The organism is Ruminococcus sp. YRD2003 (assembly GCA_900109435.1).
Taxonomy (GTDB): Bacteria; Bacillota; Clostridia; order Oscillospirales; family Ruminococcaceae; genus Ruminococcus; species Ruminococcus flavefaciens_G.
On sequence record FNZT01000010.1, the window covers coordinates 50513 to 75454 of the forward strand.

Sequence of the window (24942 nt, forward strand, 5' to 3'; positions counted from 1 at the left end):
TGCCCGCAAATATACGGAATATTTACGGTAACATTCCGTAGGGGCGCCCTTCGGGCGCCCGCAAATAAATGAAATGCTGACGGGCGAGCGGAACTCGCCCCTACAATTTCGATTATCTCGCAAACGCCGCCTCATTGCGTGCCTCGTAGAGCTTGTTCACGAGGGCGAGCTCACTTGCGGAAAGCTTCCTGCCTGCCGAGAATATCAGCATATCCCTGAAACAGTTGTCCGCAAACTCGCATCTCTTCTGCACAAGCCCGTACTTGCCGCACAAGCTCTCGGGGACGGGCGAATCCAGCATGAACGAGGTCGGCACTGTCAGCAGAAAATCCAGCGCGCTCCCGCGGTCAAACATATACACGCGCCGCACCTTCGTATCTGCGGGGCGGTTGTTCGCAAACAGCCTGTCCACGGCGCTCGGGACATACGGCACCGCCTCGTCGCCCTGTGCGACCTCCTCATAGTGCGCGGAGAGCTCGCCGTATGTGAGCTCTTCATTTGCCGCGGGGTGCTCCGCCGACATCACCGCGAGCTCCTCGAACTCCCACAAAAGCTGGCTTTCGAGATTTTTCTCGGCGAGATAGTCCGTGAAATACTTCTCGTGCGCCGCATTAAAGCGGATTATACCGAAATTATAGCCGTTGTCGCGGACATTCTCTATCGTGCGCAGAGAGTTCGTCTCGCAGAAATAGACCTCCATATCGTCGGAGGCGTCCGACGCGGCGATGAACTCCGACAGTGCCTTCGAGATGTATCCCGCGCGCGGCACGGATATGCGCATTTTACGCTCACGGGGCTTATCGGGCGAGCCGATAGCCTCCATATTGTCTATCTGCATGAGTATCTGCTTGGCACACGCAAGGAACTTCATGCCCTGATCGGTCGGTATCACGCCCTTGGAAGTCCTGCGGAATATCGTGATGCCGAGCGAATTCTCGAGCTCCTTGATAGCTTTGCTCAGGTTCGGCTGTGCCATATACAGATTCTCGGCGGCTTGCGTGATAGAGCGCGTTTTCTCTATCTCTACCGCGTATTTGAAGTGGAGTGTATTCATAGCGCTCCTCTCTGTGTTTACTTCTTCTTGTCGGACTTCTGCGCCTCGGAGGGCTTATCCTCGCCGATGTTTCTTATGACCTTGCAGGGATTTCCCGCAGCCACAGTACCCGAGGGGATATCCTTGTTCACGACGCTGCCGCCTGCGATAACGACGTTGTCGCCGATAGTCACGCCAGGCATTACGCAGACGTTACCGCCTATCCATACGTCATTCCCGACCTTTATCGGCTTTGCGTATTCAAGCCCGCTGTTGCGCTGAGCGGCGTCAATGGGATGCCCTGCCGTGTAGAAGCCGCAGTTCGGACCTATGAACACGTTGTTGCCGAAGGTGACCTCCGCACAGTCAAGGATAACGAGGTTGTGGTTGGCGTAGAAGTTGTCGCCGATTATGATGTTGTAGCCGTAGTCGCAGAAGAAATTGGGCTCAACTACGGTGTTCTCGCCGCGCAGAGCGAGCAGTCTGTCAAGAAGCCTCTCTCTCTTCTGGTAGTCGTTGTACTCGATGGCGTTGTACTCCGCACAGAGCTTCTTTGCCTTGACACGTTCGTCGTGGAGCTCCTTGTCGCCTGCGAAATAGAGTTCGCCTGCCTGCTGTTTTTCCTTTTCGGTCATAATTAACCCTCCTTTATTAATGCGTAATTGTGGTATCGGCTTCGCCGATGATTTTGGAATTGTAGGGGCGGATATTATCCGCCCGCATAAATCGTAATGGCGGACGGGGCGATGTAGGCATCGCCCCCTACAAATTGTTACGGTAATGATTATCCATGTAGGGGCGACGTTCCGTCGCCCGCAAGCAAACGCAATCGGTATCACGGGCGGCGGGACGCCGCCCCTACAAACAGTGCGCAAATCATTTTTTAATATTCATCGCTGTCAGACGATACCATAAGCTAAAGGCTAATGGCTAAAGGCTAACGGCTTTTTCTGAGCTCTGATTACCTCTTTGAGCCCTTCGAGCCGAAGCTCCCGCCCATTGAAAGAATATTCGTATCAAATGTGTAGCTTATCTTCGCGGACTGTCTGTGACGCTTCATCGCAAGCTGTATCATGCGCTCGAGGAGCTCGCGGTACTTCACGCCCTTCGGCTCCCAGAGATAGAATGCGAGCGAGCCAGGGATAGTGTTTATCTCGTTGATGTAGACCTTGTCGGTGTCCATATCTATCATAAAGTCGATACGCGTAACACCGTTGCAGCCGAGATAGCGGAAGGCGTCTACGGCAGTCTTGCGGATGAATTCGTCCTGCTCGGGAGTGATATCGGCAGGTATCTTGCGCTTCAGGGTAGCCATGCCCTTGCTGCCGCCCTTGCCTCCGCCGACATACTTCTGCTCGTAGCTGAGGATATCGTCGTCGCTCGCCTGTACGGGCTCCTCGCAGACGGAAGCCTCCGCGGACTCGCTGTCTCCGAGGACGGAGCAGTTTATCTCCTTGAGGTTTGTAACGCAGGGCTCGATAAGGATACGGTCTGCGAACTCAAATGCCTCCTCTATCGACCTGATGAGGCTGTCTCTGTCCTTGCCCTTCGAGATGCCGACGCTCGAACCGAGGTTTATCGGCTTTACAATGACGGGGTAGCCGAACTTGCTCTCGACCTGTGCGACCATATCGTCTATCTTGTCGAGGTCGAACGACGAGAATCGGCAGCAGTCGAGCACGGGGAAGCCCGCGTCCTTGAGCAGTATCTTCATTACGAATTTGTCCATTCCCACAGCCGAGGCGAGCACGTCGCAGCCGACATAAGGCAGGTCGAGAGTCTGCAAATAGCCCTGAAGAGCTCCGTCCTCAACGTTTGTGCCGTGAACTATCGGGAATGCGATATCAACGTCGGAGATGAGGTTCGAGCCGAATTTCTTTATCTTCTGGCGTATGAGCTGTACCTTGCCCTCGCTGCGGACGAATACGCACTCGGTGCATTCCTTGAGCAGAGCGGGGATGTCCTTGAAGCTGTTGATGTCCATGAGCTTCTCGCCCGTCCAGAATTCGCTCTTCTTTGTCATATAGACGGGGATGATGTTGTACTTTTCCTTGTCCATGCTTGCCATTGCCTGAACTGCGGAAATGACCGAGACTTCGTGCTCGACGCTTCTTCCGCCGAAAATTACCGCTAAGTTTATCTTCATAAGTAACCTCTCCTTTATAATTCGAGCCTTTAGCTGTTAGCCATTAGCCGTTAGCTATAGTTCCTCGATACATTTTCAGATTTTATCGCGAAGCGATACCGCAAGCTAATGGCTAAAGGCTAATAGCTAACGGCTTATTATCAATAATTATCGGGCAAATCGTTCTCGAGGAGGACGACCTTCTTCTTGTCGGTGGGGTAGGAATTCGCCTTTGCGAGGGCGTCATTGAGCCCGTCCGCGACGTACACCTTTTCCATGTCGAAGCCCGCGTCCTTGATGCCGTCGTATATCGGCTGAGTCTGAGCCTTGCCGACGAGGACTATGTAATCGCACGCCTTTGCTGCCTCCTGACCGAACTCAAAATTGAGCTCCTCCTGCTTTGCGCCGAGCTCGACCATACCAGGGGTGACGAGTATGCGGCAGGCGTCGAAGAGCCCGAGCACCGCAAGAGCCGCCCGACAGCCGCTCGGGTTGGAGTTGTATGCGTCGTCGATGTAGGTGACTCCGCCGCCCTTGTCGAGGAGCTGAAGTCTGTGCGGTACAGCCGCTATGCGCTTCACGGGAAGGACGAGCTTCTCCATCGGTATGCCCGTGCCGCACGCGTATGCGATAGCTCCGAGCAGGTTCTGGACGCTGTGCTCGCCGAGAAGCTTCGTACCGAAGCGGCAGCTTTTGCCGTCGGGAGCTGTGACCGTGAACTCGGTGCCGCGGTCGGAGACCGTGACGTCAGAGCCGCGCCACATACTGCCCTCGGAGGTGCCGTAGGTGACGGCATTCGGGTACTCGCTGACCTTTGCTCGTATGAGCTCGTTATCGTAGTTGAGGTATATCTTTCCGCCGTTTTTCTTCACGCAGTCGGCGAGCTCGAACTTCGTATTCACGACGTTCTCTATCGAACCGAATGTCTCGAGGTGCTGCGGTCCGACGGAGGTGATGATGCCGTCGTGCGGATTCGCGATGCCGCAGAGCTCGGCAATTTCGTGAACTCGTCTCGCGCCCATCTCGCAGATGAAGTATTCGTGCGTGGGCTTGAGGTCGCGGCGGACGGTTATCGTCACGCCCATGGGAGTATTGAAGCTCTCGGGAGTTTTCAGCGTTTCGTACTGCGATGAAAGCAGCTCGCTGAGGTAGAACTTCATGCTCGTCTTGCCGTAGCTGCCCGTGATGCCTACTTTGTGGAGGTCAGGCATGGCGGCGAGCTTTTTCTTCGCGTCGTTGATGTACCAGTTGTTGATAGCTGTCTCAATTGGCTTGTTTATGAGGTTCGAGAGCGGCACAAGCAGCGGTGTGAGATACAGTGCAGAGCCGACGAGGATATACGGCAGCAAATTCACGTGGTAGGTATGAGTCCACAAGTACAGCCGACCCGTTGTGCTGCCTGCTCCGTAGAGCTGCACCCTGTCGGCGGCGAAGTACGCTCCCGCAATGATTATCGCAATGAGTATGAAGAACGTCGTGAGCATACGCTTTACGCGCGCCGTATACTTGAAGGGCTTCTTGAACTTCTTGCCTGGTTTGTTGAGCAGTGCAATGACGAGGTTCATCACGCCGAGAAGAGCCACGATACCCGTAACTATTTTGGCATTGAGCTCCTCCATATCGCCGACTCCGCCGCCCCTGCGTATCACAGGGAACGCCAGCAGTGTGAACTGCCCGATAAACAACAGTATCAGCGGTATATAGCGCTTGAAGTTCTTCTTCATCCACCACGAATGCTCGGGGGTCTTGTAGCCGTTGAGCTGGAGCATATGGAACTCCCTCAGCCCCAGAAATACTGTCGCAAGCAGCGTTACTGCCGCGAACACCAGCCATATAATTATATTCATCAGAAGTCTCCTTAATAAACGTCCTCAGAGAGCACGTCAAGATGTCTGCTGTAGCGTTTCGGGATACTTATACCCGTGATATAGCCCATTTCCTGCAAAAAATCGCCGATAACGCCGAGCCCGTCCCTGTAGAATGCGCGGATGCGCTTATCCTTGAAGGGGATGTCCTTGTAATCGGGCGGGCACACGAACATCCAGTCCGCGCCGTCTCTGTCAAAGACGATGCGGAAGAAACGGTCGATATCAGTGTCTCTGTATCCTGCCTTCATCAGCAGTATATGGTGCTCGACAGCATCGTCGAGCTGCGATACGACAGCCTTTGTGCCGTCGAACGCTATGACCGCCATGAGCGGCTCGTTGTCCCGTATCGCGGAGGCTACCGCCTCGCTGTCGGGAAATCTGACAATTTCCATAATTATTCCTCTATCTTCATGAACGAGCACATCACGCGGTTGAAGATGAACTGCTGCTCAAGGAAGGAGTAATGTCCCGCATTTTCGAGCTTTACAAGCCCTGCATCGGGTATCAGCTTCTCCATTTTCTCGCCGTCCGAGAGCGGTGTTGCCGTGTCATTCACGCCCCACACGAGCAGCGTCGGGCACTTGATATTCGGCAGATACGGTTCGAGGTCTTCGTTCACGACCTTTACCATGACCTGTCTCATCATCGGTGAGGCTGCTGCGTAGTCCGCGCTTCCCATCTTCTTGCGGAAGTTCTCGAGCGCGTCGGGGGCTATCTTCTTCGCGAGCCCCGTGGAGAGCACCGCCTTGCCCATTTTGTAATAACGTGTACGCCAGCTCTTTTTCTTGGTCTTGGGAGGCATGATGCCTGCGCTGTCCACAAGTATCACCTTCGTGACCTTGAAGGGCAGGCTCTCGCGGCTGTGCATCTTGATGATGACGCGTCCGCCGAAGCTGTGCCCGAGGAGCATTACCTCGCTGACGCCGTAGTCCTTGATGAAGTCGATGACGAAATCGACGTAGCTGCCGACGTCCCAGACCTCCTTGGGCTCGTCGCTCTCGCCGAAGCCCGGCATATCCATGGCGACTACCCTGTATTTCTTTGCGAGGAGGTCGATGAGGTTGGCGAAGAGCTTGATATTGCTCCCCCAGCCGTGAAGCAGGACGATGAGGTCGCCCTCCCCCTTCTCCTCGTAGTTTATCTTTAGTCCGTTAATAGTTTTTACCATTTTCTATCTCCGTTTTTGTTGTCTGTATCATATAATATGATGTATGCGTGACCGCATATACATATTTATTATAGCATAACACATTATCGGTGTCAATTATTTTGCGCAATTTTAAGACAGCAGCTGCAAATAGTTCATAATGCATAAAAAGTATGTCGCTGATTTGTGCAGTCATACAAAGTTTCAAAATTTTTCGTCTATTTTGCCTCTGAAAATCACTTATATATGATACTATAGGTATGTCTACCTAAAAGGAGGTTTTTTTATGAACAGATATACCGCTTTTCTGACTGCCGCAGTCCTGCTCTGCGGGCTCTGTTCCTGCGAGGACAAGCCCGACAATAGCGAGCCCGTCGACGTTACTGCTCCCGTTACCGCCGCGGAGGATATACCCGCAGACGGCGACATGACCGCTCTCACCGAGCTGCCGCCGCCCGAGCTCACGGACGCTGACTTCGCGCCCGTGGATATCGCAATGGATAAAACGGACACAGCTCCGCCCGTGGAGCTGAACTCCCTCGACCTCAGCGGCTTCGACTTCGGGGAGAGATGCTCCCCCTGCAAGGACAAGGACTTGTACGAGAAATACCTGAACAACGGGAGCTGGACCATGGAAGGAGTTTACAAATCCGTGAACGAGCCCGACACTTTCCTCGAAAAAAAGTGCAAGGGAATGTTTCAGAGCGGCGTCTTCCTCGACGGTAAGTTCTACATAGCTGTCAATTTCGACGACCTGTGCGGCTGCCATGACTCGTCGCTCTACTCCATCGACGCGGAAACAGGCGAGATAAAGGAGCTCGTAAGGCACACGGGTCTTGAATACAACGGCTGCTTCTGCGGGCTGACGACAGCTCATGGCAGGCTAATCTACTACGATACAACCCATATCGGCGCAGACAACGAAGAATCCTACATCTATTATATGGGAAGCGATGACAGCGTCGAAACAATACTGACAGGCGGCTCAAATACGACATCCGTCTACTCCATTGACCCCGAGAGCGGCGAGGAGAAGAAACTCTTCGATATCGGCACGAGCGTTTTCGGTATGGTCGAGACCGAAAAAGGCTTTTTCTTACACAAAGCCGTTACTGAGCAGATATCGGACGAGTCCCGCATGGAGGAGTACGACTTTACGACAGGCGAGCTGCACGACTACGAGCCTCCCGAGGCTCCCGAGGCTGTCAGCACGGAGACCGAATACCTCTGCGACGGTGTGCCTGCGGAGGTGACGGGCGGCTTCGACGGCGAAAAATGGGTCCCGATAACCGTGAAAACTCAGTATTACACGCTTTCCACCGACCTTGTGAAATTTTCGGGGCTGTACCTCTGGAAGGATATGGTCTGCATCGTCGAGGATAACGACTACAGCCGCGATTACCTCCACACCTACGACATTGCCAACCGTGAACACCTCAAGATGAAGTTCGATGCCTACAGCGGCGGATGGGGAGATGATTTCCAGACGGTGGACGCCCTTATGATGATAGGTGCGGTATCAACTACGGACATGGGCTACAGCTATCAATCGGCTTACAAACTGGAAATGCTCATCCCCAAGCTGGGAACGGTGTATACGCTTGAACGCGCTTCGCAGTACGTGAAAGCTGCGAGCGGCGATACGACGTATCTGCTCGGTATGGGGCAGCCCGAGCGCAGCGATAACGGCTTCAGTACAGGTCGCGGGCTGCCCGAGAAGCTGTATTGGTTCAAGTAGGTCAAACACGTGTGTACACGCGGAAACTGCTATCAGATACAAGGAGGTAACGACCATGAAAAAATATATAGCTCTTATCCTGACAGGCGCTTTGCTCGCGGGGCTGTGCTCCTGCGAGGACAAGCCCGACAGCAGCGAGCCCGTCGGTGACGTGACTGCGCCCGCTGTGACCGAGACTTCCGCCGAACCGCAGTTCGTCGAACTCACCGAGGCGGACTTCACACCCGTCGACATTCAGTCCGACCTCATCGAAGGGATGCCGCCCGCGGAGATAAGCTGCACTGACCTCAGCGGTCTCAGCTTCGGGGAGAGAATGTCACCCTGCAAAGCTGAGGCTGACCTGAGCGACCGCGATTATTCCAATTATTACGGTTCTGATGAGACCATGCTGAAAAAGGTAGAGGAGGAGTGCCGAAGGATACTTTCCGAGCCGTGCAAAGGCTTCATCGACAATGCCATATTTATCGGCGACAAGTTCTTCCTCGGTGTAAACTACGATGACTGGTGCGGCGAGCACGACTCCGCACTATACCGCTACGACCTGAAAACGGGCGAGTGCAGGGAGCTCGTCTCGCACTCGGGGCTCGAGTGCGACGAAAGCTTCAGGAATATCCGCGCCGTTCACGGCAGGCTCATGTACTGCATTGACTCCCCCGACGAGGAAAACGGCGGTGTCAAGACCTCTGTCCGCTCAATCGACCCCGAAAGCGGCGAGGAGGAGACGGTCTGCGAGGTCAGCGGGCTGATACGGTATTTCTATGAAAGCGAGAAAGGCTTTGTCTTTTACGTCGACAACGGCACCGATGCCATGGAAGCTAAGGAATTTGACCTCTCCACCAAGGAGATAGGCGAGTCTCTGACCGCGGAACAGGCAGAGAGCCTCGGCACCTCCCCTCCGTACTACGGTGCGGTGTACTGCGACGGCGTGCCTGCGGAAGTGACGGGCGGATTCGACGGCGAAAAATACACGTCCATAACCGTTAAGACCCAGTATTACACGGTGCAGACCGACCTCAACTTCTACTCGAAGATACTGCTCTGGAAGGACAAATTCTGTATCGCGAGCTTCGAGGACATAAGCGGCAATTGGCTCTATACCTACGATATCAAAAACCGCGAAAGGCTGAAAATGAAGTTTGACGGATTCAGATGGGCAGAGTCCATCCAGACCGATGACGCTTTTATCGCTCTCGTGGAATCAAACGATTTCAGCGGCAGCGGCGATGACAGGATGTGCAAGGTGTACTACATAGTACCCGAGCTTGGTGCGGAGTACCGCATGGGTGACGGAGGCGCGTATTTCTGCGGATTGTCGGGCAGGACCGCCAGTCTCCTTATGCTCGCACGCAGATATGCCCCAAGCGATTCGCTCGCTGTCGGATATAACAGCCGATATCAGTATGACCCCGACAAGCTCTTCGTGTTTGAAACACCGCAGGTCAGCGTCCCGACGACGTGGTGGTGATAATGAAAAAGTGCTTGACTTTTTTGATTTTCGTGATATAATAATAAAAAAGGGTACTGCGATAAGCGGTTCTCCAATAGTTTAAACGATTAAGAAATAACCGCCGACTTTGGAAGAGGGGCGGTTATTTCTTTTTATGTAAAGAAATTATTTTTTGTTGTAATGGTCTTTTGTGACCAAATACACCAAAGTGATAACGCCTGTGAGCATAATTACAAACTCTGTGAGTTCCAAAAATGTCATAGGGCATCACCTCCCGAATTGGGAGAACCGCCTACCGTTACACAGTACCCATAATCTTATTATAACGTGATATTACCAAATGTCAATGTATTATTGATCATCCGATCCTCAGCGCGGTCGGCTTGACACTTTTCTGCGCCTGCGCTATAATTAATGTGTATTCAATGACCGCCGTCGGGCGGTCGCCGCTCCGATACCGACGGCTTAGTTCCGCCTTTCGGATAATCCTCCAGAAAGGAGCTCTCCATGGCTGCCGACCTCTTCTCCGAAATAGAATACCTAAAGGGCGTAGGCAAGGCGCGCGGCGAAAAGTACCGCAAGCTCGGCATAAACTCCCCCTACGACCTCATCTACCATATACCGCGCGCCTACCTCGACTTCCGCGCCTATGTCCCGATATGCCAGTCTAAGCTCGGCGACTACAATGTGCTCAAACTCACGATATTGCAGAAAAACCGCCCCCAGCGCGTCCGCGGCGGGCTCGTGATCTGCAATGCCATAGCCACCGACGGCATCGACTCCATAGTCATCGTCGTCTACAACAACATCTACGGCTTTCAGGCTATGCAGGAGGGTCAGACCTACTATATGTACGGCAAGGTCAACGGCAGCCTCATGCGCCGCGAGATATCCGCTCCCGTGTTCATCAAGGCGGAGGAGAGCGTGCTGATACAGCCGATATACCGCCTGACGCAGGGGCTCTCCGTTAATATGGTGCGCACGAATATGCGGCAGGCTCTCGGCATTATGGAGAAGTTCCCCTTCGAGACGCTCCCGCAGGAGATACTCGACGGATACAAGCTCCCGCCGCTGATGTGGTCGCTCGAGAATATACACTTCCCCGAAAGTGATTCCGCCGCCGAAGAGGCTCGCCGACGTCTTGCCTTCGACGAGCTGCTGAAGTTGCAGCTCGGAATGACGATGATGAAGCTCCGCCGCAGGAAAACTACCGCATTCGCCATGGACAGCTCTGTCAGCATCGACGATTTTTCGCGCAATCTGCCTTTCGAGCTCACAGAGGGGCAGAGTTCGGCGGTCGCTGATATCATCCGCGACCTCTGCCGCAATACGCCGATGAACCGCCTGTTGCAGGGCGACGTCGGGAGCGGCAAGACTGCCGTTGCGGCTGCCGCGTGCTGTTTTGCCGCAAAAAACGGCATACAGTCGGCTCTTATGGCTCCGACGGAGATACTCGCCTCACAGCACTACAGCACGCTCTCGGCTCTGCTCGAGCCGCTCGGATTGAACGTGTGTCTGCTGACAGGCGCGGCAACCGCTAAGAAGAAAAACGATATCCGCGCAAGGCTCGCGGCGGGCGAGATAGACGTCATCGTGGGCACTCACGCGATAATACAGAAGGACGTGGAATACAAGGCGCTCGGGCTCGTCATCACTGACGAGCAGCACCGCTTCGGAGTGGCTCAGCGCGCCGCGCTCGCGGAAAAGGGCGACTCTCCGCACAGACTGGTAATGTCCGCGACGCCTATCCCCCGCACTCTTGCGCTGATGATATACGGCGACCTCGATATCTCCGTCATCTCACAGCTCCCCAAGGGCAGACAGCCCGTCAAGACCTACGCTGTCACGGGCAAAAAGCGCGCCGACGCTTTCGGCTTCGTGCGCAAACTCATCGACGAGGGGCGGCAGGCGTATGTGGTCTGCCCGATGATAGAGGACAGCGACAGCGACCTCTTCGCGGTCAAGACCTACGCCGAGGACGCCGCAAACGGTAATCTCAAGGGGTATTCCACGGCTCTGCTGCACGGGCGTATGCGTGCGGCAGAAAAGGAAAAGGTCATGAAAAAGTTCCGCGACGGTGAGATACAGGCGCTTATCTGCACTACGGTCGTGGAGGTCGGCGTGGACGTCCCGAATGCGGCTGTCATGGTCATCGAAAACGCCGAGCGGTTCGGGCTCTCTCAGCTGCATCAGCTCCGCGGACGAGTCGGCAGAGGCGAGTTTCTCAGCTACTGTATCCTCATCACCGACAACACCAACGAGGACTGCATGAAGCGCATGAAGATAATGACCCACACCACCGACGGCTTCAAGATAGCCGAGGAGGACCTGAAAATGCGCGGTCCAGGCGACTTCTTCGGGAGCGCTCAGCATGGTCTTCCGCCGCTGAAAATAGCAGATGTGGCGTGCAGCATGGAGCTCTCGGGAATGGCGCAGGAATGCGCTCAGCGTATCCTCGCGAACGACCCCACGCTCAGCAAGCCTCAGCACCGCGCTCTGAAACTCGATACGATGAGACTGTTCGACAAGGATATTATCGGGTGAACAAGAGCAGAAGTCGTGAGGGCAACGTTCCCTGCAATGCAAAAACGAAAGGGCGCACATAAGGACTGTACCTATACGGAAGCATTACGGGACATTTATCGGGGGAAACCTTTCTGAAGAAAGGTTCTCCCCCGAACCCCTTTCCAAAGACTTTTAGTCCAAATTTTGCCCCTATGGGGTACTCTCATTGAAAAGAAAGACTTACTCTTTTCATATCAGGAGAGTACCCCATAGGGGCAAAATTTAAATTGAAAGTTTTAGGAAGGGAGTTTGAGGGAGAACCCTTTTTCAAAAGGGTTTCCCTCAATTAATATCCGTATTGCTTCTGTATGAATACAGCCCTTATGTGCGCCCTTTCGTTTTCGTTCACATTATTATGTCCTCGAACCTGCCGCGTATCGCTTTGACGAGCGCGGTCGGAGAGAGGCGTATCTGCGTGCCTATGCGTCCGCCGCTGATGTAGAAGAGCTCCATGGGCTCGGCGGTGCTGTGTACCACGGTCATGAACTGCTTCTTCATACCGATGGGTGTGCAGCCTCCGCGGACATAGCCCGTCACCGCGGTGATGTCCTTTACGTGCAGCAGCTCCACCGATTTCTCCCCCACGCTCTTTGCCGCCTTTTTGAGGTCGAGCTCCTCTGCGACGGGAAGAAGAAAGCAGTAGTAGCTCCCCGACTTTCCGTGCGCGATGAGGGTCTTGAAGGTCTCCTCCGCGGGCTGTCCGAGAGCCTCAGCGGTGTGTAAGCCGTCGATGAACTCCTCGCACTCGTAAGTCTGAACGGTATAGCTTATCTTGTTCTTGTCGAGGAAACGCATCGCGTTAGTTTTCAGTTCCTTAGCCATTTTCTTTCTCCGTATCTCTCCTGCTGAACACGCACCCGCAGTAATTCTGTCTGTATAAATTATACTGCCGCGAGAGCTCTATCGAATGCTTGTAGCCGTCGTGCTTCTTGAAGTCGGAATAAAGGTAGGCAACTCCGCACTCCTCGGCTATCGCTCCGCCGCACTCGTTGATGAAGGCGCAGTCCTTATGCGGGCTTATCGTAAGTGTGGTCGTGAAAAAGTCACAGCCGAGCTCATGCGCCTTTTCGCCTGTTCTGCGCAGTCGGTAGGTTATGCACCTCTGACAGCGCTCACCGCGCTCGGGCAGGTCTTCGAGCCCTTTTGCAAGCTCGTAAAACGGCACGGGGTCGTAGTCCTCGTCTATCATGTCCACATCGAGCCCGAGCTCCGCTATGAGCCGTTTCAGCTCGTTCTTGCGGTAGTTGTACTCCTCCTCGGGAGCGATATTCGGGTTGCAGAAGTAGACCGTGATGTCGAAATGCCCGTACAGATACAGCAGCGTATGGCTGCTGCACGGAGCACAGCACGCATGGAGCATCAGCCGCGGTCTTTCGCCGCTCTTCTCCAGCTCGGCGAGCTTGGCGTCGAGCATTTTTCCGTAATTCGGCTTCTGCATTACTTGTCCTCGAGATTTTTCAGAGCTTTCAGCTCCTCCTTGCTGAGCTTGACCTCAACGTCCTTGAGGAGCTTCACCTCGCTCCTGTCGAGAGTTACAGGCACCTCGGACTTCTCGGTCTTTATCCTCAGCTTGCCCGTGATGAGGTTCGCATCCTCTACCCTGCCCTTGTCTCCGTCGGGAGTCACGACGATAGCGCCTACCTTCGGCGTTATCTTCAGCAGCGAGTCATACGCCGCCTGCTCGTTTTTCAGGCAGCACATCAGTCTGCCGCAGGTGCCCGATATCTTGGTCGGGTTCAGCGAGAGCCCCTGCTCCTTCGCCATTTTTATGGACACGGGGTTGAAATCGCCCATATGCGCCTTGCAGCAGAACTCTCTGCCGCAGATGCCCAGTCCGCCGAGTATCTTAGCCTCGTCGCGGACGCCTATCTGGCGCAGCTCTATACGTGTGCGGAACACTGCCGCGAGGTCTTTTACCAGTTCACGGAAGTCAACGCGGTTCTCGGCTGTGAAGTAGAAAAGCATCTTGTTGTTGTCGAAGGTACACTCGACGTCAACAAGGCTCATTTTCAGCTTGCGCAGGGCTATCTTCTCCTCGCATATGCGGAAGGCTTCCTTCTCGCGCTGCTTGTTTTTCTCAACCGTCTTGAGGTCGTTCGCGTCGGCAAGCCTGATTATCGGCTTCAGCGGCGAATTTATCGCGTTGTCATCTATCTGCCTGTTGGCGATGACGACCTCGCCGCACTCCACGCCTCTTACTGTCTCGACTATCGCACGGTCGCCGATATTTGCCTTGATATTCCCAGGCGAGAAGTAATATATCTTCCCGACGCTCTTGAAGCGGATACCCACTATCTCTTTCATAAAAAGCTCCTTGCCCGTCCGTTTCAGCGGACTATTTCTATCATATCCGCGCTCAGGGCTGCAAGCACGAGCGGCGGATTTACATTTGCTTCCATAGCTCCCCACGCCTTTTCGATACTGTTGTGGATACGCGCTGCCTGATACGCCGTTACCATTTTCGCGAGCCTTTCGGCTCCCTCACGGTAGCAGCCTGTCAGTGACGCGTCGGAGCTGCGGTTGAGTACGGCACAGTCGCGCATGAGCTTGTCCGTCATGGAAAACACCTCGCGGATATCGTTCCTGCTGCTGCCCAGTGAGAACAGCGCCAGATTAAGTCCGTACTCGTCCTTACCTATTATACTATCGGCGAGCCTTTTTGTCAAATCCACGCGTTTGCGCAGTTCGGGGTCTACGATATAGTCGGTACACATACCGATATTGCCGTGGAAGCACTTCACCGCCGACTTTACCTCTCCCTCGGCAAATCCGCTCTCGAGAAGCGACTGCTCCGCCTCCTCTTCGGTACACGGAGAGACTCCGAAGCACACACAGCGCGAGATTATGGTCGGCAGGAACTCGTATTTAGACTCCGCCGTGAAGATGAAATAGGCGTGGTCGGGCGGCTCCTCTATGAGCTTGAGGAGCATATTCTGCGTTATCACGCTCATTTTGCGGCAGTCTCGGAAAATGTAGACCTTGCGGCCTGTCGCGTTATTCGGCATGACTATGGAGTCACTGATGACAGAGCGCGCTATCTTGACCGTATAGCCCTCAAGCTTGCCCTCAGTCGGGACATATATCACGTCGGGGTGCGACATCGTGCTCACATTCCTGCACGCCGCGCACTTGCCGCAGGGCTCGCCGCCGACGGGAGCCTCGCACATCAGCTGAGCCGCATAGTGGTCAGCCATGAGCTTCCTGCCGCTGCCCTTCTCGCCGTAAAATATCAGCGAATGGGCTGTCCTGCCGCTCTCGCGCATACCTGCAAGGGTGGCAAGGAGCTGTTTGTTTCCGTATATCTTTTTCATATCATTCACCTTACTTCCGTTTCCGCGGCTCGGGCAGACCGTCGTACATTTCTTCTATCAGCCTGCACAGGAAATCGCTGTCGTCGACGTCCTCCACGAGGAGCATCGGCTTCCCTCCCTCATAAGGCAGCTCACGCGGGGCGTTCGGCATGAGCCGCTCCGCCGCCGCTGTCTGCTTCACGAGCAGCCTGTCATCGTATATCCCGCCGACTATCCTGCCCTTGTAACAGATGATGTATTCGCCCATCATCGCCCTGTACGAGAGCCCGTCAAGTGACGACAACTGCTCCGTGATATATTCAAGATAGCCCTTATCCGTAGCCATATAACCAATCTCCAGTATAACACATATTGTTTTGAATAGCAAGATTTTGCTGAGATAAAACGGAGCCTTGCCGAATCAGCGGCAAACCACATTCACCGTCGTTATCCCATACCTTTTATATATTTCTATGCATTCACGGTCTATGACCTCGCCGCTCGCCGCTATCGGCACCGCAGGCGGACACGGCACCTTCACAGCCGCACAGATGCGTCCCTCAGCCTCGGCGACGGGTATCTCCTCGCTCGGAGAAAATACCGACTCGCGTATGCTCATCACCCTCCTCGGCAGCGGCAGGACTATGCCGTCCGAATGCGGGGCGAGCCTCTTTGCTGCGTGCAGTGCGTTTTCGAGCGCTTCTGTCAGCCTTGCGTAGTCCTCACGTGTATTCATCGGTGACATCAGCAGTATCACTATGCCGCTGTCCGCATATTCGCACTCGGCTCCGCCCTCCCGCAGCAGCTTTGCAAGCTCGCAGCCGTCATAGCCGCTCTCAGCCGCTCTCAGCGTGATGTGGAAGGGGTCGCCGTCCGCGAAGGACAGCCTTTCGACAAACGTTCGGCGGAGCCTGTCTATCTCCGCAAGATTCAGCGATATATCCGCTCTTATCTGCTCTGCCGCATATCTTCGGCAGAGGTCGAGCGATGCCATTATCGGGTAAGACGGGCTCGTTGAGGCAAACAGGCTCATGCACTGTCTCAGCACTCCCGCATAGTGCTCCGAGGATGTGTGCAGCATCGCCGCACCCGTCAGTGCGGGGAGGGTCTTGTGCGCCGAATCGCAGCACATATCCGCTCCGAGAGTTATAGGGTGGCAGTCTGTTGGCATGAAGCGAAGATGAGCTCCGTGGGCGTTGTCTGCGAGGAGCGGGGCACCGTATCTGCGGCATATCGCGGAAACTGCCCGTATGTCCGCCATTCTGCCCGTGTAGTCGGGAGAGGTCAGGTATACACAGGCATTCGGCGTATCTGCAAGGGCGTGCTTGATATCTCCGAGACTGAGCGTCCCCGAGAGTATGCCGTCGGTGTAGTCGGGCATCACCCATTTGACGTCGAGCCCGAGCAGAGCCGCCGCGTTGAGAAAGGCACGGTGTACATTGCGCGCGGCGACGACAGTCCTGCCCTCCTGCTTCATTGCGGCGAGCATCGCCTGTATGCACAGGGTAGAGCCTCCCGCAGAGTAAAACGTATCGGCTGTGCCGTAAAGCGAGGACATACCGCGCTCGCTCTCACGTATGATGCCGCTTGCCTCGAAAAGGCTGTCGGCGCCCGATATCTCGGTGATGTCAAGTTCTGAGCCGAGTGCGGGCGCTCTGCCCTTGTGCCCAGGCATATGGCAGCGCACTGTTCCCGACGCTGCGTATCCTTTAAGAAAATCGTATATCGGCGTATCCATTCAACATACCTCACATATAGTATCTGAGCACCTTGAAAAGGCGCAGTCTCGCTCTTGCACGCGCGGCACTGACAGCCTGCGGGCTGACTCCGAGCTGCACGGCTATCTCCGTGGTGTCCTTATCCTTAAAATAGTATAGCATAATTATTTCCTTTTGTCTCGGAGTAAGCTCATTATTTATCACTTTTAACAATATTCTTTTCAGGCGGGCGTACTGCGAGTCTTCGCTCCCGAAAAGTATCTCTCGGATATTCTTGTCCGCTTCGCCCGTATAGGTATCGGAATAGCTCTCACGTCTGGGCACTCTGCTCCCGCCTCCTTGCGTACGACCTCAGAGCGAAGAGCACCTCCTGCATCTGACCGTACTCGCTGTAGAGCAGCTTTATCCGCCTCTCGAGGTCGAGCTCCTCTATCTTATCCATATCGCCCTGCTGCTTCAGAAAGTTCCGCTGCTGCGTGAGTTCGGCTATCCGCGACCTCACCTTCGCGCAGCTTTCCACGTAGCCGTTTATCATTTTTTCCATGTCAAGCCTCCTTGTGACAACGCCGTGCAGAATTCGGCACGGCATTTGCCGTTGTTGGTGTGTATGTAGTACATTTAGGGAGATAACGCCCCCTCAACGGGTCTGAGGAGGAGTAAGGCAGCTTTGAGAACATTTGTTCTCTTCCTTGTGATTATATTATAGAACGTCTGTTTCTGAAAGTCAAGTGTCCGATATATATTTTATTCTTTTAACAATCCGAAGAGCAGCCTTTAAGCACTATAATCTTATGCATATGTAAAATAGTGTTCGAGTTCATAGAAAAGTCACGTTTTATTCGTAAAAATCTCCAAAAAATCAGTTGACAAGTGGCTAAAATGATGATAATATATACTTGCAGGAAAACATGAAGAACTTATGACAATTAGTCAATAAGTTTAAGAATCTGCCTTGGCATTGGGCAGGAATCCAAATGGAGGGATAATCTTATGCATTTATTCAGAAAAACTCTCGCAGGCGTCTGTGCTTTAGGCATCACAGCTGCCTGTGCAGCTCAGGGAAACTCCTCGGACAGCGTAAATAAGGCGTACGCTGCCACGAAGGACATCTCCGCAAGCTACAACTGGGACACGCTCAGAATGGGCGGTGCAGGCTTCGTTTCGGGAATCGTTGCAGGTAAGAGCGAAATGTACCTGCGTACCGACGTGGGCGGCGCGTACAGATACGACTACGACCAGAACAGATGGGTACAGCTCTTCGACTTCATCAACGAGGACAACAGAGGTCTCCTCAGCTGCAAGGGCATAGCCATCGACCCCACCGACGACCTCACAGCTTACTTTCTCTGCGGCTGTGCTTACTTCTCTGACGCTAAGACCGTTATCTACAAGACCACCGACGGCGGCAAGACCTTCAAAGGCGTTGACGTCACCGAGCATATCCAGGTACACGGAAACGGCGACGGCCGTGAGTGCATCGAGCCTATCGCTGTTGACCCCGATAACCCCGACACTATCTATGCGGGCGGCGACGTCACCGCAGGCAAATCCGCACTCATCAAGTCCACAGACGGCGGCAAGTCGTGGAAGCCCGTAGAGGGATATGACGCTCTCGGTCTTTTCAGCGGCGAGCTCAAGTACCCCATGTGGACCGACCATATGGTAAGAGGCACCGAGCCCACAAAGGAATATAACCAGCAGAACGGCATCGGCTGTATCCTCGTCGAGGACGGCAAGGTGTACGTCGGAACTTCCATAACAGGCAAGGCCAATGTCCACGTTGCAAGCGTCAAGGACGACAAGTTCGAGGCTGTTAAGGCTCTCCCGAACGACAATTACCCTCTGTCTATCACAAGCGACCACAACGGAAATCTCTTCTTCACATATATCGCGGGTCTCGCTTTCGCGGGAGCTGCGGGCGGCGCTTACAAGTATAACATCGCGTCGGGCAAGGCTGAGAAGCTCTCCGTTTCCAACAACTCTATCGGCATGATAGAGGCTGACAATAAAGACCCCAACAAGCTCTTTGCACGTACCTGCGGTGTATTCTCCGACCAGTGGTTCAGCGAGACTTGGACTGATGACTCTATCGCCTGGGGCGACCACTTCTTCCGCTCAAGCGACGGCGGCAAGACATGGCAGGATATCACTCCCGGTGCAGGTCCGACAGATTACTCAACAGGCGTGGGCGTAAAGAATTTCGTCTCGCTGCCTATGTCGCTCGGCGGGTATGACTGGATATACGGCAAGGCTTGCCACTGGGGCAGCAGCATCGTCATCGACCCCAGAGACAAAGAGGGCGACCGTCTCCTCCTCACATCGGGCAACGGCGTTTTCGCCTGCGACAATGCTTGGGACGAGATGGGCGTGCAGTTCTACTTCCAGCCCGACGGCGTTGAGGAGTGCGTAAGTCTCGACTTCTACAGCACTCCCGACGGTCTCGACCTCTCGGCTATCGGCGACTATGACGGCTTCATCCACGAAAATACCGATGATATCCCCGAGCAGTACAAGCCCAATATGGGTTCGACCTCCGCTATCACGGTTTGCCCGCAGAACACCGACGTCTGGGCAAGAACTGCCAACGGCGACGGCAACAATACGGGCAGCGGCTACTACACTCTCGACCGCGGCAAGACATGGAACACCTTCAAGCCTGCCTGCACGGGCGGCAAGCTCTCCATTACAGAGCTCTCCAAGGGCAAGTACAGAATAATCAACTCCAGCACTAAGGGAGCAGTCTCCTACTCCGATGACTTCGGCGCTACGTGGAAGACCTGCTCGGGCATAAAGGCTTCAAAGACCGTTTATACTCTCGTTGACCCCAAGGACGCCAAGACCGTATACGCTGTAGGCGCTCAGTACAACGAATACTGGTCGTCGGATATGTCCAAGAAGGAGCCCACACTCGACGAGGCGCACTACTCCTTCTATATCAGCGAGGACTACGGCGCTACATTCACCGAGACACTCATCTGCCCCTATAACTGGGAGCTCACATGGAAATTCGAGGAGACAGGCGACCCCGCTTACCTCGGAAACGGTACTATCGCTTTCGCAGGCGCTAATCAGGGTATGTTCCTCATCTCCGACAAGGGCAAAACCGTTACCAAGCTCGACACCGTCGCTTATGCCAAGTGCGTAGGCTACGGCGCTCCCGAGAAGTCGGGCGACCCCAATACGCTCTTCATGTACGGCAAGCCCGAGGAGTCCGACCCCGAGGGTATCTACCGCTCGCAGGACAGCGGCAAGACTTGGGTCTGCATAAACACCGAACACCTCTACGGCGGTACAGGCAACGGCAACTACCTCGTAGGTGATATGGACGAATTCGGAAAAGTGTATATGTCTACCGTAGGCTGCGGCATCGTTTACGGCGAGCCCTCGGGTACTCCGCACCCCGAATCGACCAAGACCACAGCCTCAACTACAAAGGCTGCAACCACAACAACCACTTCCGCTGTGACTACAGGCTCGGGCAGCACCACAGGCGCAAAGGCTACCCTCATCGGCGATGCCAACTGCGACAAGAAGGTGACTGTTGCGGACGCGGTAGCTATACTCCAGTCCATAGCCAACAAGGATAAGTTCGGGCTCTCGGCTGAAGGCGCGGCTAACGCCGACTGCTGCGACGTGGGTGACGGCGTTACTGCCAAGGACGCTTTCGCTATCCAGCAGCTCGATGCAAAGGTGATCGACAAGCTGCCCGCTTCTTCCAAGTAAACAGACAAAACGGCATTGCAAAGCGCAATGCCGTTTTTTTACATCTTCTGAATGACCTCCCACAGCTCGCGGGCTGTGTCGAGGGAAACGCCTGCTGTTGCTGCGAGCTCCTCGGGGGTCGCTCTCAGCAGGTTCGTTTTTGTCTTATAGCGTATCATTATCTTTGCGGCTTTTTTCTCGCCGACGCCCTTGACGGTCAGCAGCTCCGAGCTGTACGTCTTTTTCTTGTGCTTCTGGTGCATGAAGCTCACAGAATAGCGGTGTACCTCGTCCTGTATGCGCGTTACGAGGTCGAATACCGCGCGGAGCTCGTTTATCTGTATCTCACGCCCGCCCTCGGCTATCGCGCGGGTGCGGTGCTTGTCGTCCTTGACCATGCCGAACAGCGGTATATCGAGCCCGAACTCCCGCAGGAGCGGCTCTACCGCGTGTACGTGACCCGTTCCGCCGTCGAGGAGTATGAGGTCGGGAGTGCGGTTGAAGTATTCGTCGCCGTCCTGCTCGACTATGTGCGTGAGCCGTCTGCGGAGCACCTCATGCATACTGCCGTAGTCGTTCTGGTACTCCTGCTCTTTGATGTTGAAGCGCTTGTACGCCTTTTTCAGCGGTCTGCCGTCCTCGAAGACGACCATGCCCGCGACCATTGATTCCGACGACAGGTTCGATATATCGTACGCCTCGATATACCGCGGCGGACGCGCAAGCCCGAGGCTCTTGCCGAGCTGTTCGAGCGCGATGACCTCTTTGCCCGTGCGGTCGTTTCTCAGTGCGGCGTACTCCGCGGAGTTGCTCTTCGCGAGCCGCATCAGCTCGGGCAGCCTGCCCCTCTGCGGCTGGTGGAGCCTGACGTTCCTGCCCGCCTGCTTTGTGAGCATTTCCTCGATTAGAGCGCCGTCCTCTGGGATGTGGTCTACGGTGACAGTGCGCGGGATATCCTCCCTGCCGTGGTAGAACTGCGCGAGAAAGAGACTCAGGATATCCTCGCCGTCGTCGGGCTTGGCGAACTCGAATACCGCTTTGTCGAAGAGGCGGTTCTCGCGGTACATCAGCACGGAAACAAAGATGCCGTCGTAGTCCTCGGCTATGCCGATGACGTCGGTGGAATCGACGCCGCTGTTGATTATCTTCTGCTTTTCGGCGGCTTTTCTGACAGCGGATATCCTGTCGCGGAGCATCGCCGCCTTCTCGAATTCGAGAGCCTCCGCCGCCTCGTTCATCTCCTGCTCCATGCGCTCGACCGACTGCGCACTGCCCGATTTGATAAAGTTTACAGCCTCGTCCACAGCCGAGCGGTAGGTCTCCTTGTCTATCCTGCCGCGGCAGACTCCCATGCAGAGCTTGATGTGATAGTTGAGGCAGGGGCGCTCCTTGCCGAAATCCTGCGGGAATCTGCGCCTGCACGTCGGAAGCATGAAGACGCGGTTAGCCTCGTTGACGGCTTCCTTGGTAATGGAGCCGCTGGTGTACGGTCCGAGGTAGGTCCCGCCCGCCTTGGTGTTCTTGACGTTGGTTATGCGGGGGTAGTCCTCGTCGGAGATGCGGATGTAGTGATAGCCCTTGTCGTCCTTGAGGAGGATATTGTACTTCGGCTTGTGCTGCTTGATAAGGCTGCACTCCAGCAGCAGAGCCTCGTATTCGCTGTCGACGACGATGTAGTCGTAGTCGTAGACGTTCGACACCATCGCCGCGACCTTCGGCGTGTGGTCGGGGTTCTCGCGGAAATAGCTCGTCACGCGGTTTTTGAGGTTCTTCGCCTTGCCGATGTAGATTATGGCGCCCTCCCTGTTTTTCATCAGGTAGACGCCCGCCGACGAGGTCAGCTTGGAGGTCTTTTCGCGGAGATAGGGAAGCCGTTCGTTCATAGTGGGACTCCTTAATTGTTATCACGTGTGAGATTGGCGCGTTCTGATAATTCATAATTATAAGCCTTTAGCCATTAGCCGTTAGCTCGTGGTATCGGCTTCGCCGATGAATTTGAATGTGTAGGGGCGCATTACAGCAAAGCTGCATATAGCATCGCAATCCAAATCAAAGATTTGGTGCGCTGCTTATCCGTGCGCCCGCCGCCTTACCAAACTATTCGTGTGAACACGACGTAGGGGGCGATGCCCACATCGCCCCGTGCCTTACGCGTTTGCCTGCGGCAACATTTTGTAGGGGCGCCCTTTGGGCGCCCGCATTGAAACGTCAGCTATCATGTTCGCAAACAATTCACAGGATTGTTTGCGAAGGGCGGCTTTTGTGTGATATGGAGTATTTCGCCGCCATAGACGGCGATTAAGGGTGACTCCCCGCAGTGCGGGGAGATGTCAGCGAAGCTGACAGAGGGGACGGGCTCGTTGAGCCTGCCCTTAGAACCTGCGGGGTGACTCCCCACAGTGTGGGGAGATGTCGCGAAGCGACAGAGGGGACGGGCTGTTCAGCTGCCCTCGACCCGCAAGCCTTTGAAAAGGCTTGAGCGAAACTTTCGGTTTCGCGAGGCAGTCTGTTCGGAGCGTTAGATACCTCCGCGCAGCATAATTACGCATTGAAAATGCTACTGCTTGTCGTAATACTTCTTACCCGAATCGGGGCGGAAATACGTCCTTATATAGCCATCTTTCGACAGCACCACAAATTCGTTCGTCGCCTCGATGTAGTAGACATAGTCGCCGTCATCCTTCTCGGTCTTGTTGAGGGCTTCGTCGTTGTTGATAACGTCGCTCGCACCCTGCTCGTACTCCCGTGCCGTCTTATAGCCGAATTCGTCCCCGAACTCACCGCCGTGCTTCTCGAAGTGCTGCTCAAGGAGCTTTTTGCTGCGGAATCGGTATTCAACGTAGTCGGCATCGGCTGTGGCGGCAGTCGTTGGCTCGGCAGTCTGTACAGCCGTGGTCTTTACTGCTTTTTTCGTGGTCTTAGCCGTCGTCTTGGCGGACCTGTCAGTCTGCTTCGCTGTTGCAGACCTGACCGTTGTCTGCTTGTCGGCTGCCGCAGTTGTTGAAGCCTCGGTCGTCCGAGCTGTTGTCTCGGGCTCGGTGTAGACCTGCAATGTCGAGTAGGTGACCTCCTGCGGTCTGTCTATGGTCTCCTCGTAGGCTCCGCAGCCCGCGAGCAGGGTAACGGCGGTCAGCGTGAGCGCCGCAAGCTTTCCGAACAGATTTTTCATGTTTCCTCCTTATTGTTCCTGCGAACATTGATGTACTCGCCGTTCGTGAATGTTACGTCCTTTCCGTAAGCTTCTATATCGAGCAGAGCCGCTCCGTGGGCGGCGGAGTAGTCGTACTGCCTGTTTTTCTCCTTGTCGAGCTCATTCGTGTCGGCGCACACATTGCCGTTGAGGTCGACCTTTACAGTTCCCTCCGAGCAAAGTATCTGTATGGTGTCAGCCTTTGAAGCCCCCGTCATTTCGGCAGGTTCGGGCATAACATAGGTGATATCGCCGTACCGCGAAATGATAAGGGCGTCCGCGTGCCCCTCTTCGCAGCGAGTGGTGCTGACCACCACACCCTTATCCCCGATGACCATGTTGCCGTCGTCGTTGTTGAAGGCGATATTCTCGGCTGTGAGCGTGTCGTTTGAAGCAAGGTCGATGTGTCCGCAGAGTTCCTTCGCACCGAGGTCTCCGCCGTTGTTGCGTATCTGAAAGCTGTCGAAGCTCCGCGGCAGAGTCATGGTCACAATGGACTGCGCGTGGCTGAACAGCACACCGTTGAACTCCTCCTTGAATGGGTTGTATGAAGATTGCGCAGACTGCCCCGTAGTCCTGTCCTTGAAGTCTATCACAAGTATGCCGTCATTGAGCTCATGTGTTATGACGAGATTGTCACGCTCTTCCTTGCGCTTTTCAGCCGTGCGGCTGCCGCTCAGACCGCCGCCGAATTCCACATTCACGCGTATTTCGGGCTCTTCGACGTCATCGCACATGACTATGACAGTGCCGTTGATTCCGCTGATGAAGCTTATCCCGTGACAGCTCCCGTCGGTGAAGTCGATGTCGTCGAGAGGGACTGTTATATTAATACTGTATGTTTCTGTTCTGAGCCCGCAGGACGCTGCTGCGGCAGACAGTATCCCCGCCGCAAGTGCGAATACAGCTGTTTTTCTCACAAGCTTCAAAGACAGGCACCTCCCCGAATGGTCTTACTCATATTATACATGATATCGCAGGATTAATCAATACAAACATTAAAATCGTAACAAATATCGCCGAAATGTAACGTTTTTGCATATCAATACAGGCAATATGCCATAAATAAGCACGTGGTTTTTTAGTAAAAATAACCTATCTTTATAAAAATTATAGACA

At 54.6% G+C, this 24942-nt stretch carries 21 protein-coding genes; 4 read left to right on the plus strand and 17 right to left on the minus strand.

Going from position 1 to position 24942, the window contains the following annotated elements; translation table 11 throughout:
• Nucleotides 1-112: 112 nt before the first annotated feature.
• The 6 genes from BMX22_RS09290 to BMX22_RS09315 all read right to left on the minus strand — a co-directional run bounded on the left by BMX22_RS09290 (nucleotide 113) and on the right by BMX22_RS09315 (nucleotide 6194).
• On the minus strand, nucleotides 113-1054 hold the full coding sequence (locus BMX22_RS09290; protein ID WP_074742199.1) for a LysR family transcriptional regulator: 942 nt from the start codon (nucleotides 1052-1054) through the stop codon (nucleotides 113-115).
• A 17-nt stretch (nucleotides 1055-1071) separates the two neighbouring features.
• The gene (locus BMX22_RS09295) at nucleotides 1072-1668 is read right to left on the minus strand and encodes a sugar O-acetyltransferase (protein WP_074742200.1); all 597 of its coding nucleotides are present in this window, start codon (nucleotides 1666-1668) and stop codon (nucleotides 1072-1074) included.
• 326 nt (nucleotides 1669-1994) lie between these two features.
• A complete protein-coding gene (locus tag BMX22_RS09300; RefSeq protein ID WP_074742201.1) occupies nucleotides 1995-3179 on the minus strand; it encodes a D-alanine--D-alanine ligase family protein in 1185 nt (394 codons plus the stop codon).
• Nucleotides 3180-3319: 140 nt separating this feature from the next.
• Entirely contained in the window at nucleotides 3320-5005 is a 1686-nt protein-coding gene (locus BMX22_RS09305; protein ID WP_074742202.1) for a Mur ligase family protein, read from the minus strand.
• Between the two features lie 11 nt (nucleotides 5006-5016).
• Nucleotides 5017-5418: a hypothetical protein gene (locus tag BMX22_RS09310; RefSeq protein WP_074742203.1), complete on the minus strand. Its 402-nt coding sequence runs from the start codon at nucleotides 5416-5418 to the stop codon at nucleotides 5017-5019.
• A 2-nt stretch (nucleotides 5419-5420) separates the two neighbouring features.
• Nucleotides 5421-6194: an alpha/beta fold hydrolase gene (locus BMX22_RS09315; RefSeq protein WP_074742204.1), complete on the minus strand. Its 774-nt coding sequence runs from the start codon at nucleotides 6192-6194 to the stop codon at nucleotides 5421-5423.
• 265 nt (nucleotides 6195-6459) lie between these two features.
• Between BMX22_RS09315 and BMX22_RS09320 the strand changes: the two genes are divergently transcribed.
• From BMX22_RS09320 to recG, 3 genes are all read left to right on the plus strand, one after another.
• Entirely contained in the window at nucleotides 6460-7911 is a 1452-nt protein-coding gene (locus BMX22_RS09320; protein ID WP_074742205.1) for a hypothetical protein, read from the plus strand.
• A gap of 55 nt (nucleotides 7912-7966) precedes the next feature.
• Nucleotides 7967-9376, plus strand: coding sequence for a hypothetical protein (locus tag BMX22_RS09325; RefSeq protein WP_074742206.1), 1410 nt, complete (start codon nucleotides 7967-7969; stop codon nucleotides 9374-9376).
• Between the two features lie 489 nt (nucleotides 9377-9865).
• Complete coding sequence (gene recG / locus BMX22_RS09330) at nucleotides 9866-11902, plus strand: ATP-dependent DNA helicase RecG (RefSeq protein WP_074742207.1); 2037 nt, start codon at nucleotides 9866-9868, stop codon at nucleotides 11900-11902.
• 366 nt (nucleotides 11903-12268) lie between these two features.
• On the opposite strand, the gene ybaK is transcribed toward recG, so the two are convergent.
• From ybaK to BMX22_RS09370, 8 genes are all read right to left on the minus strand, one after another.
• On the minus strand, nucleotides 12269-12745 hold the full coding sequence (ybaK, locus tag BMX22_RS09335) for a Cys-tRNA(Pro) deacylase (protein WP_074742208.1): 477 nt from the start codon (nucleotides 12743-12745) through the stop codon (nucleotides 12269-12271).
• On the minus strand, nucleotides 12738-13361 hold the full coding sequence (locus BMX22_RS09340) for an epoxyqueuosine reductase QueH (RefSeq protein WP_074742209.1): 624 nt from the start codon (nucleotides 13359-13361) through the stop codon (nucleotides 12738-12740). Before BMX22_RS09340 ends, ybaK begins: the two co-directional genes overlap by 8 nt.
• Nucleotides 13361-14227 carry a PSP1 domain-containing protein gene (locus BMX22_RS09345; protein WP_074742210.1) on the minus strand — a complete coding sequence of 289 codons (867 nt, stop codon included), beginning with the start codon at nucleotides 14225-14227 and terminating at the stop codon, nucleotides 13361-13363. The genes BMX22_RS09340 and BMX22_RS09345 overlap by 1 nt, the downstream gene beginning before the upstream one ends.
• Nucleotides 14228-14250: 23 nt before the next feature.
• Nucleotides 14251-15234, minus strand: coding sequence for an ATP-binding protein (locus tag BMX22_RS09350; protein WP_074742211.1), 984 nt, complete (start codon nucleotides 15232-15234; stop codon nucleotides 14251-14253).
• A 10-nt stretch (nucleotides 15235-15244) separates the two neighbouring features.
• Nucleotides 15245-15559, minus strand: a complete 315-nt coding sequence (locus BMX22_RS09355) for a TfoX/Sxy family protein (protein WP_074742212.1) — start codon at nucleotides 15557-15559, stop codon at nucleotides 15245-15247.
• 75 nt (nucleotides 15560-15634) lie between these two features.
• Entirely contained in the window at nucleotides 15635-16951 is a 1317-nt protein-coding gene (locus BMX22_RS09360) for an aminotransferase class I/II-fold pyridoxal phosphate-dependent enzyme (RefSeq protein ID WP_074742213.1), read from the minus strand.
• 10 nt (nucleotides 16952-16961) lie between these two features.
• On the minus strand, nucleotides 16962-17255 hold the full coding sequence (locus BMX22_RS09365; protein ID WP_074742214.1) for a sigma-70 family RNA polymerase sigma factor: 294 nt from the start codon (nucleotides 17253-17255) through the stop codon (nucleotides 16962-16964).
• A complete protein-coding gene (locus BMX22_RS09370; protein ID WP_074742215.1) occupies nucleotides 17242-17475 on the minus strand; it encodes a hypothetical protein in 234 nt (77 codons plus the stop codon). Before BMX22_RS09370 ends, BMX22_RS09365 begins: the two co-directional genes overlap by 14 nt.
• A gap of 446 nt (nucleotides 17476-17921) precedes the next feature.
• On the opposite strand from BMX22_RS09370, the gene BMX22_RS09375 reads away from it, so the two are divergent.
• Nucleotides 17922-20654: a 1,4-beta-glucanase gene (locus tag BMX22_RS09375; RefSeq protein ID WP_074742216.1), complete on the plus strand. Its 2733-nt coding sequence runs from the start codon at nucleotides 17922-17924 to the stop codon at nucleotides 20652-20654.
• 38 nt (nucleotides 20655-20692) lie between these two features.
• On the opposite strand, the gene uvrC is transcribed toward BMX22_RS09375, so the two are convergent.
• The 3 genes from uvrC to BMX22_RS09390 all read right to left on the minus strand — a co-directional run bounded on the left by uvrC (nucleotide 20693) and on the right by BMX22_RS09390 (nucleotide 24752).
• Nucleotides 20693-22516 carry an excinuclease ABC subunit UvrC gene (uvrC, locus tag BMX22_RS09380; RefSeq protein ID WP_074742217.1) on the minus strand — a complete coding sequence of 608 codons (1824 nt, stop codon included), beginning with the start codon at nucleotides 22514-22516 and terminating at the stop codon, nucleotides 20693-20695.
• Nucleotides 22517-23190: 674 nt separating this feature from the next.
• Nucleotides 23191-23802, minus strand: a complete 612-nt coding sequence (locus BMX22_RS09385; RefSeq protein ID WP_074742218.1) for a hypothetical protein — start codon at nucleotides 23800-23802, stop codon at nucleotides 23191-23193.
• Nucleotides 23799-24752 carry a hypothetical protein gene (locus BMX22_RS09390; RefSeq protein ID WP_074742219.1) on the minus strand — a complete coding sequence of 318 codons (954 nt, stop codon included), beginning with the start codon at nucleotides 24750-24752 and terminating at the stop codon, nucleotides 23799-23801. The genes BMX22_RS09385 and BMX22_RS09390 overlap by 4 nt, the downstream gene beginning before the upstream one ends.
• Nucleotides 24753-24942: the final 190 nt, after the last annotated feature.